Below are 9818 nucleotides of genomic sequence, written 5' to 3'. Positions count from 1 at the left end.
CCCCAACCCACCCAACAGGAGGACACCACACTCAAACTCACCGCATAACCCACTCCGAAGGACACAAAACGATTACACCACTCCACAGGACTTGACCCACTGAGGACGTGAGTCAAGCGGTGGGGCGCCCTGCTGGGGCGATATTTCTTCCATGGAGGCTCGCTGGAAGTGGCGGTGGTTGCCGTGGAGTGCCTCGATGAGACCGATACCCCCATGCCGCGTGTCAGTGCCTGGTTGCGGCACCCGTGGGTGGTGGCTGGGACTGCCTCAGAAAAGTCGCACGTAATTCGATTGGGTTAAGTTTCAATAAAGTCTGAAAACGTTGCAATTCCAACGATCTGATTTTCGAATTTGAAAGGGGTGTGGGGGAATTGCATGCGAAATTGGGTGTGGGCGCAGAAATGATGTGCGTTAGGGTTGGCTGCCAGAGATGGGGTTCAAGTAGGAGACAGGCTGCGGTGCCCGCGGGCGGCGTCGGGGCCTGCCCGGACAACGAGCCGACGCGCCAAGCCACACGTCAACACACCAGGTCCCACCGGTGTGAAGGGCGCCGGAGGGCCGTGAGGGGCCTGGCTGCGGTGCCCGTGGGCGGTGGCGGGGCCTGGCCGGGCTTCGAGGCGACGCGCCGAGCGAAGCTCGCGGCGCGGACGGCTCGCGGGCGGGCCGCCGCCCACGGGCACACCAAGCAGCCCGGCCCCACAGCCGGGCCCTCCGGCGCCCGGAACACCAGCGGGGCCACAAACAAGGCACTGCGGGCGGGCCGCCGCCCACGGGCACACAAAGCAGCCCGGCCCACCAGCGGCGTCACAAGCAACCCACGCACGCCGCGTCGGCATAACAAAACCGCCCGGCCCCAATGGGGCCGGGCGGCAGTGGCGGTAGCGCTGGGATTTGAACCCAGGGTGGCTGTGACACCACACAGCATTTCGAGTGCTGCACCTTCGGCCGCTCGGACACGCTACCTTACCCGGATACTCTACTACACCCTCCCCCCGCGCGCGCAAATCGACCGGGTGGGCTGGGAGCAGGGCCACACCGCAGCCTGAAAGCAGGGCCACACAGCAGTCCAGAAGCCGGGCCACACCACAACCGACAACCAGAGCCACACAGCCACAGGATCACACACCGCACATGAAACGGACACGACCTCACCGTTTAGATTGATTGAAAACGAGATGAAGTAACCGCATACCATTCACGACCACTCATAAATGCACTACTCTTGCAGGGTATCTATTCAAGGCAGCGAAAGGATTTTTCGTGTCTGCGCCAAACGCGACGAAGCAAACGTCGCTCAAAGAACTGACCCTCCGCGGCATCATCCTCGGCGGCATTATTACGCTGCTGTTCACGGCCGCGAACGTCTACCTGGGTCTGAAGGTCGGCCTGACGTTTGCAACGTCGATCCCGGCAGCCGTCATCTCGATGGCGGTTCTGCGCTTCTGGGGCGACCACACGGTCCAGGAGAACAACATCGTCCAGACCATCGCCTCGGCGGCCGGCACCCTGTCGGCGGTCATCTTCGTTCTCCCCGGCCTCGTGATTGTCGGCTGGTGGAGCGGCTTCCCCTACTGGGAGACCATGTTCGTGTGTGCGGTCGGCGGTGCGCTGGGCGTCATGTACTCGATCCCCCTGCGCCGTGCGCTCGTGACCGGCTCGGATCTGCCCTACCCGGAGGGTGTGGCAGGCGCTGAGATTCTGAAGGTCGGCGACGCCCAGGATGCGGGCGAGGACAACAAGCGCGGCCTCCTGGCGATCACCTGGGGCGCCCTGGCCTCGGCCGCGATGGCGCTTCTGGGCTACATGAAGGTTGTGGCCTCCGAGGTTGGCACGGCCTTCAGGATTGGCTCGACGGGCACGATGATTTCCACCTCCCTGTCTCTCGCTCTGATCGGCGTGGGCCACCTTGTCGGCATGACGGTCGGCATCGCGATGCTGATCGGCATGGTCACCTCCTACGGTGTCCTGCTGCCCCTGTACGCGAACGGCCAGCTGGAGGGCGCCGAGGACCTGACCTCAGCCCTGTCCACGGTGTTCAAGTCGGACGTGCGTTTCATCGGCGCGGGCGTCATGGCGGTCGCCGCTATCTGGACGCTCATCAAGATCATGGGCCCGATCGCCCGCGGCATGTCCGAGTCGCTGCGCGCCTCGCGCGGCACAAAGGAGGACGGCGCGCAGGTCGACCGCACCGAGCAGGACATTCCCGGCAAGTGGGTCATCGTCTCCATCTTCGTGGCCATGATTCCGATCGCCGGCCTGCTGTGGTGGTTCATGCGCGGCACGCAGATCGAGCACAATACGGCTGTTCTGATCGCCATTTCGGTTCTCTTTATTCTGCTCGCCGGCCTGCTGGTTGCGGCGGTCTGCGGTTACATGGCCGGCCTGATCGGCTCGTCGAACTCGCCGGTCTCCGGTGTCGGCCTGCTGGTCGTCGTCATCACTGCGGTCGTCATCCTGGCGGTGCACGGCCGCGGCTCGACCACGGAAGAGAACACGGCGCTCATCGCCTACACGCTCTTCACCTCGGCCATCGTCTTCTGCATTGCGACGATCGCAAACGACAACCTGCAGGACCTCAAGACGGGCCAGCTGGTGGGCGCAACCCCGTGGAAGCAGCAGGTCGCCCTGGTTATCGGCGTCGTCTTCGGCGCGCTGATCATTCCCCCGGTCCTGGAGCTCATGCAGAACTCCTTCGGCTTCCAGGGCGCTCCTGGCGCCGGACCGGACGCGCTGGCGGCCCCGCAGGCCTCGCTGATTTCCTCGCTCGCCAAGGGTGTGCTCGGCGGCGGCATCGACTGGAAGCTCCTGGGTATCGGCGCTGCGATCGGCGTTGTCGTCATCATCATTGACGAGATCCTGCGCCCCGCATCGAAGGGCAAGCTCGCCCTGCCCCCGCTGGCTGTCGGCATGGGCATTTACCTGCCCGCTTCCCTGACGGTCCTGATCCCGATCGGTGCGCTCGTTGGCTTCCTGTACAACAGGTGGGCTGATAAGCAGGCGGACGTGGAGCGCGCGAAGCGCTTCGGCACGCTGGCTGCGACCGGCCTGATCGTGGGCGAGTCCCTGTTCGGCGTCGTCTACGCAGGCATCGCGGGCGCGACGGGCTCGGAGTCGCCGCTGGCGCTGCCATTCATCGGCGATGGCTTCACACCGATCGCGAACGTGCTGGGCCTCGTGTTCTTCGCGGGCGCGACGTGGCTGCTCTACCGCTTCGCCCGTAAGATCACGCGCGACTCGGATCGCGAGTCCGCCGCGAAGTAAGCATGCACTAAGCGCGCGGGATACCCCCGCTACGCATCAGCCCCGGCCTCGTTCCTCCTCTCAGGGACGAGGCCGGGGTTCATTATGCCCGCGCGTCACCTCCCGGGAACGGGGTTTATGTCCATCCACGTGACCATAAATCCCACGATGTGGTCTCCGTCCCACTTGTCACCCGTAGATATTCCGCATGTCAAGGCACATTTGCCCACATTTCGAAAATATTGCCATTTCATGACCAATCATTAAATGGTACTTTTATTACATGAAGCACATCCCGGAACCAGACGTTGCATGGCTGCGGGACCCGGGGGCGTCGGTGAACCGCCTGACGGTGCACTCGACGTGGAGGTCGCGCAGGCCGCTTCAAATGCTGTCCAGCACCTGGCAGGTCACGGGTGCGTCTGGCACTCCCGCCGAGTTGATCAAGCGCACTCCCCTTCAGCGTGATTTCGAGGCGACGTCGGTGCCCGGCGTGCTGGAGATGGACGGCGCATGGGTGCGCCGAGAGGAAGAGGCCCGCAGGCTGGACGAGGAGGGGGGCCCGGACCGGGTGCGCGCCTCGATCCTGCGCCGTGAGTTCATCCTTGACGCGCCCCTCAAGGACGCGGCAGAGCGCGGCTGGACCATGACGCTGACCTTCGGTGGTTTCACGGGTCCCCTGTACGCGTGGGTCGACGGAACGTTCGTGGGCTTTTGCGCGGACGGTTTCATCCCCACCGCCTTCGACGTGACGGACGCGCTGCAGCCGACGCACACCCACGCGATCGCCGTGCTTCTCATGGATTCTCCGGCGTGCTGCCACGGCCTGTTCCGCGAGGTGTCGCTGGAGGCGCGCCCAGCCGCGCACATCGTCGACCTGATCCCCCAGGCCTCGCACGATGGCAGGAATGGGAGCGTGCGGCTGCGCATCGAGACCTCGGCGGAGTCGAACAACTCGAGCGTGCGCGCGGCACTGCTTGGTGAAGCGGAGCAGCAGGAGATATGGTCCGCGAGCGCGCCCGCCGGCGAGGTGCTGGAGGCGAGCGGCTTGGACGTGCTTCCGTGGAGTGCGGAGGAGCCGGTGCTGTACACGCTGGTCGTGACACTGAGCGACGAGGAGGCGGGCACGCAGGACACGATCGCCCTGCAGGTGGGCTTTCGGGATCTGACGGCGACCCCCGAGGGCTTGCGCCTGGGCGGCCGCCCGCTGACGCTGCGCGGCGTGCGCCGCAACGAGTGCGATGGTCCCACTGGGCTCGCGGTGGGCCTGCAGGACATGGTCGAGGACATCGTGTGGTGCAAGCGCCACGGCGTGAACGCGGTTGCGATCGAGCAGGGGCCCGCGCACGCGCGCTTCTACGAATTGGCGGACCTGTACGGCCTGTACATCATTGGCCGGGCGTCGACGATGTACGAGCCTGGAGTCGCGCGCGACGAGGCGATCGAGGCGATGATCCGCCGGGATCGCGCCCACCCGAGCGTCATTGCGTGGAACGTGGGCGAGGAGGACGAGGAGATCCGCACCGCCCGCGCGCTGGATCCGACGCGCCCGGAATACGCGGACACGGACTTCCCGCTGCTGAGCGAGGTGCGCGCCGAGGAGTTGCACTACGCGCCGGTGACGGTGGCGCCCTCGTATTCGGGGGTGACGGTTCGCAATCACATGACCTTCACGCCGACGTCCGACCTGGAGTTCCTGTGCCGCGTCGTCGAAGACGGCCGCGTCACGTGGGAGTACCCGGCGTTCCTAGACGTCGCACCCGGGGAGACGGGGTTTCTCCCGGTGGCGTGGCCAGCCTCGGGCATGCGCGAGGTGTCGGTGCGTCTGTCGTACGGGACGGGCTGGGCGCCGGCTGGGTTTGAGATCGGTCGCGGGGTCATGCCCGCGCCGTAAACATCGGACGAGGCCGGGGACAGTGCGCACGAGGAGGTGTGCACGCGAAGGGGACGGAGCCTGCCAGCTCCGTCCCCCTCTCAGCGTCTCGGCTGAGTCAGCGGAAGGCCGCCCGCCTGCTCGGGATCGTCGGCATGCCGAGCATGACCGAACCGGACCCGCCGCATGACGCGGGTTCTTCGGCGTCCACGAGCTGCAGGACGTCGCCGTCGCGTGCCTGCGGGTCCTGCAGGGCGGTGGCCAGCATCAGCTTGATGCGGTTGAGCTGGTTGACCTCGGAGGCACCCGGGTCGTAGTCGACGGCCACAATGTTGGCCTCGGGGTAGCGGGTGCGCAGCGCGCGGAACATGCCCTTGCCGACGACGTGGTTAGGCAGGCACGCGAAGGGCTGGGCGCAGATGATGTTCGGGCAGCCGTGTTCGATCATGTCGACCATTTCGGCGGTCAGGTACCAGCCTTCGCCGGCCTGGTTGCCCAGGCGCGCAATGTCCTGGGAGCGCTCGATCATCTCTTCGATGGGCCGGTGCGCCTCGAACTTGCCGTTCGTCGCGGCAAACGCGCGGTGCACGGGCTTCTCGTACTTCTTGAGCGCCCACAAAACGATCGGCATGATGTAGCGCTGCTTGCCCTCGATACCCAGGTTCTCCTTGTCCCACGCGGCGGTGGCCACGGAGTTGTGGAAGAACTGCATGAGGCCGGGCAGTTCGGCCTCGCAGCCCTCGGCCTCGATGACGTCGACGGCGTGGTTGTTGGCATCGGGGTGGAACTTCACGAGGATTTCGCCGACCAGGCCGACGCGCGGCTTGCGCGGAATGTCGCGCAGGGGCAGGGCGTCGAAGGCGCGCACGCACTCGCGGATGATCTTCCCGTAGGAAACGCGCCCACCGAGGGCGGCCACGCGTCCCGAGGTGATCCACTCCTGGACGTAGCCGTCCCACATGCGGTACAGGTCCATCGCGGAGCCGGGGGTGGCCTCGTAGGGGCGCACGCGCAGCAGCATCGACTGGATGGCGTCGCCGATGACGAAGGCCTGAATGGCCTTGTGGAGGTGGGCGACGCCCAGGTGGAAGCCGGGGTTGTCCTCGATACCTTGGACGGACAGGGCGATAACCGGCACCTGCGGGTATCCGGCGTCGCGCAGGCCCTTACGTAGGAGGGCCGCGTAGTTGCTGGCGCGGCACATGCCGCCCGTCTGCGTGATGCCGACGGCGGTACGGTCGGGGTCGGCGCGCCCGGAGATGAACTCGTCGAGGAGCTGGCCGATGACGACGATCGCCGGGTAGCACGAGTCGTTGTTGACGTATTTCAGGCCGACCTCCATGGAGGTGCGGCTCGTGTGCTCCAGGACGCGCACCTTCAGGCCCGCGCTCGCGAACAGCGGGGTGAGGAAGCGGAAGTGGATCGGGGACATCTGGGGGGCGAGGATCTCGTATCCGGCCTCGCGCATCTCCTCGGTGAAGACGGCGCGGGGCTGGATGTGCCCGGCCTCCTCCTCGCGGGCGGCGTCGCCGGAGGGGTCGCGCAGGGTGGCGGTGTCGACGGAGCCCGACACCAGGCCCACGGACGAGGCGGGGGCCAGTTCCGCTCCATCCGCGCCGTTGTCGCCGTCCCCGGCCCCGGCCTCGTCGATCGCGGAGGCGAGGGAGGCGCGCTCGGTGATCGCCGCGTCGAGGGAGCGCAGGCGGATCTTGGCGGCGCCCAGGTTGGAGACCTCGTCGATCTTGAGCACGGTGTGCACGTCGCCGCGGCCCTCGAGGATCTCCTGGACCTGGTCGGCGGTGATCGCGTCGACGCCGCAGCCGAAGGAGTTGAGCTGGACCATCTCAAGGTCGGGCTCGTCGCCGACGCGGGCGGCGGCCTCGTAGAGGCGCGAGTGGTAGGACCACTGGTCGAGGACGCGCAGGGGGCGCTCGAGGCGCGCGTCCACGATGGAGTCCTCGGTGAGGACGGCCATACCCAGGCCCACGATGACCTCGGGAATGCCGTGGTTGATCTCGGGGTCGAGGTGGTAGGGGCGGCCCGCGAGCACGATGCCGCGCACGCCGTGCTCACGCATCCATTCGATGGTTTCGACGCCCTTCGCGCGAATCTCGGCCTTGACGGCGGCGTCCTCCTCCCAGGCCTTGTCGAGGGCGGCCTTCATCTCCTCGACCGGGATGTCGTAGCCGTACTGCTTGAAGGTCTTGGACAGGTGGGCGGGCAGGTACTCGCGGTTGCCGAAGTTGACGAAGGGGCTGATGAACTTTGTGCCCGGCTCCAAGAGGCGCTCCATGTTGTTGCGGATGACCTCGGGGTAGGTCGCCACGATGGGGCAGTTGAAGGAGTTTTCGGACTCGGTGAGCTTCTGCTCGAAGTCGACGCAGGGGTAGAAGATCGTCGTGATGCCCTTGTCCAGCAGGGACTCGATATGTCCGTGGACCAGCTTGGCCGGGTAGCACACGTTCTCCGAGGGGATGGACTCCATGCCGGTCTCGAAGAGGTCGTGGTTGGAGCGGCCCGAGATCATGACGCGGAAACCGAGCTCGGTGAGCATCGTGAACCAGAACGGGTAGTTCTCGTACATGCCGAGAACGCGCGGGATGCCGATATCGCCGCGGAACGCCTTCTTTTCGGTGAGACGGCGGTATCCGAAGATCCGCTTGTACTTCCAGTCGTAGAGGTTGGGCAGCTCCGACTTCTTGGGCACGCGCTCCAGGGAAGCGCCGCGCTCGCAGCGATTGCCCGACACGTGGCGCTCGCCGTTGGAGAACGTCGAGATCGTCATCTGGCAGTGGTTTTGGCACAGGCGGCAGGTCTTGCGCATCGTATCCACGCTGAAGCCCTCGAGGGCCTCGATCGTCGCCAGGGACGAGGTCCCCTCCCCCGTGTCGTGCATGCGCGCGGTCAGGGCCGCGCCGTACGCACCCATGAGGCCGGCGATGTCGGGGCGCACGACCTCGCGGCCAGTGAGCAGCTCGAAGGCGCGCAGCACCGAGTCGTTGAGGAAGGTGCCGCCCTGGACGACGACGCGCTCACCCAGGTCCGAGGGCTCCTTGAGCTTGATGACCTTGTAGAGGGCGTTGCGCACGACGGAGTATGACAGGCCGGCGCTGATGTCGCGCACATCGGCGCCTTCCTTCTGCGCCTGCTTGACGGAGGAGTTCATGAACACCGTGCAGCGGGTGCCCAGGTCCACGGGGGATTCGGATTCCATGGCCATGCGCGCGAAGGAGCGCACGTCGGTGCCCATCGTCTGCGCGAAGGTCTGCAGGAAGGAGCCGCAGCCTGAGGAGCAGGCCTCGTTGACGGAGATGGAGTCCACCGCGTGGTCGCGGATGCGCAGGTACTTCATGTCCTGGCCGCCGATGTCGATGACGGAGGTGACGCCGGGGCAGATGAACTCGGCGGCGCGGTAGTGCGCCATCGTCTCGATCTCGCCTTCGTCCATGGTGAGGGCGGACTTGACGAGGCCCTCGCCGTAGCCGGTCGCGCACGAGCGGCCGATCTCGCAGCCCTCGGGCAACGCGCCTCGCACCGCACGCACGATGTCGACGGCCGCGGCCACGGGGTCGCCCTCGTTGGAGGCGTAGTGGGTGAAGACGATGCGGTCCTGGGAGTCGATGACGACGGCCTTGATCGTCGTGGAGCCCGCGTCGATGCCGAGCCAGCAGCGTCCCTCGGCCTCGTCGAGGCTGGCCTTGGGGATGACGTCGAGGCTGTGTCGGGCCATGAACTCTTCGCGGTCCTCGGGGGTCGCGAAGAGGGGGGCCATGCGCGGGGACTCGACCTGCACGGGCGCGGCGGCTAGGCGCTCCATGAGGGTGGTGAGCTTGTCACCGCGGGAGTCGACGGAGGTGGCACCCGATTCCTCGGCCTGGCGCGCTTTCTTGGCGGCCTCCTTCTCGGCGAGGAGGGCCGCGCCGATCGCGACGTACAGCTGGGCGTCGTCGGGGGTGACGAAGGAGTCGGCCTTGGGCAGGAGGGCTTTGTAGGCCTCACGCAGGGCGGGGAGGAAGTGCAGGGGGCCGCCGAGGAACATGACGGTTCCACGGATCGGGCGCCCGCACGCCAGGCCGGCGATGGTCTGGGTGGCGACGGCGTTGAAGATGGAGGCGGCCAGGTCCTCGTGGGCGGCGCCCTGGTTGATGAGGGGCTGGATGTCGGACTTGGCGAAGACGCCACAGCGCGACGCGATCGGGTAGAGCTGCGTGTGGCGGGTCGCCATCTCTCCCAGGCCCGCGGCGTCCGTGTGCAGGAGGGTCGCCATCTGGTCGATGAACGCGCCGGTGCCGCCCGCGCACGTGCCGTTCATGCGCTGCTCGGGAGTGGGGTGCAGGTAGGTGAGCTTGGCGTCCTCGCCGCCCAGCTCGATAACGACGTCGACTTCGGGGTGGAGGCGCTGGGTGGCCTCGGTGCCCGCGATGACCTCCTGGACGAAGGGGATCCCCATGGCGCGAGCGGTCGTCAGGCCGCCGGATCCGGTGATGGCCGCGTGGACGCGGGCGCCGGGCAGGGCGCGCTCGACGTCGGCGAGGAGGGCCCCCAGGGATGCGCGCACATCGGCGTTGTGGCGGCGGTAGTCGGAGAAAAGGCGGCGATTCCCGTCCAAAACGACGGCCTTCACCGTCGTCGAGCCGACGTCGATGCCGAGCTGATAGGGGCGCGTTGCCTCGTGGTGACCCTGTGTTGTCATGAGGTACCTCCT

The 9818-nt window shown here is 66.7% G+C and carries 3 protein-coding genes and 1 tRNA gene; 2 read left to right on the top strand and 2 right to left on the bottom strand.

The genetic code is table 11. From position 1 onward, the window contains the following. Nucleotides 1–873: 873 nt before the first annotated feature. Nucleotides 874–963: transfer RNA gene (locus tag CYJ22_RS09205), tRNA-Ser, on the bottom strand. Between the two features lie 297 nt (nt 964–1260). Between CYJ22_RS09205 and CYJ22_RS09200 the strand changes: the two genes are divergently transcribed. Together CYJ22_RS09200 and CYJ22_RS09195 are read left to right on the top strand one after the other, a co-directional pair. Further along, on the top strand, nt 1261–3261 hold the full coding sequence (locus CYJ22_RS09200; protein WP_007589337.1) for an OPT family oligopeptide transporter: 2001 nt from the start codon (nt 1261–1263) through the stop codon (nt 3259–3261). A gap of 262 nt (nt 3262–3523) precedes the next feature. Then, the gene (locus tag CYJ22_RS09195) at nt 3524–5134 is read left to right on the top strand and encodes a glycoside hydrolase family 2 TIM barrel-domain containing protein (RefSeq protein WP_165782141.1); all 1611 of its coding nucleotides are present in this window, start codon (nt 3524–3526) and stop codon (nt 5132–5134) included. Between the two features lie 97 nt (nt 5135–5231). On the opposite strand, the gene CYJ22_RS09190 is transcribed toward CYJ22_RS09195, so the two are convergent. Next, complete coding sequence (locus tag CYJ22_RS09190) at nt 5232–9806, bottom strand: acyl-CoA dehydratase activase-related protein (RefSeq protein WP_101602389.1); 4575 nt, start codon at nt 9804–9806, stop codon at nt 5232–5234. Nucleotides 9807–9818: the final 12 nt, after the last annotated feature.

The organism is Schaalia odontolytica (assembly GCF_002847525.1).
In the GTDB taxonomy this organism is placed as follows: domain Bacteria; phylum Actinomycetota; class Actinomycetes; order Actinomycetales; family Actinomycetaceae; genus Pauljensenia; species Pauljensenia odontolytica_B.
Note: the sequence above shows the minus strand (reverse complement) of the source record. Positions and strands in the feature narration are given on the sequence as shown.

Excerpts from the sequence above, each read along its gene's own strand:
- CYJ22_RS09195 (WP_165782141.1), top strand. The coding sequence starts at position 3,524 with ATGAAGCACATCCCGGAACCAGACGTTGCATGGCTGCGGGACCCGGGG.
- CYJ22_RS09190 (WP_101602389.1), bottom strand. The coding sequence starts at position 9,806 with ATGACAACACAGGGTCACCACGAGGCAACGCGCCCCTATCAGCTCGGC.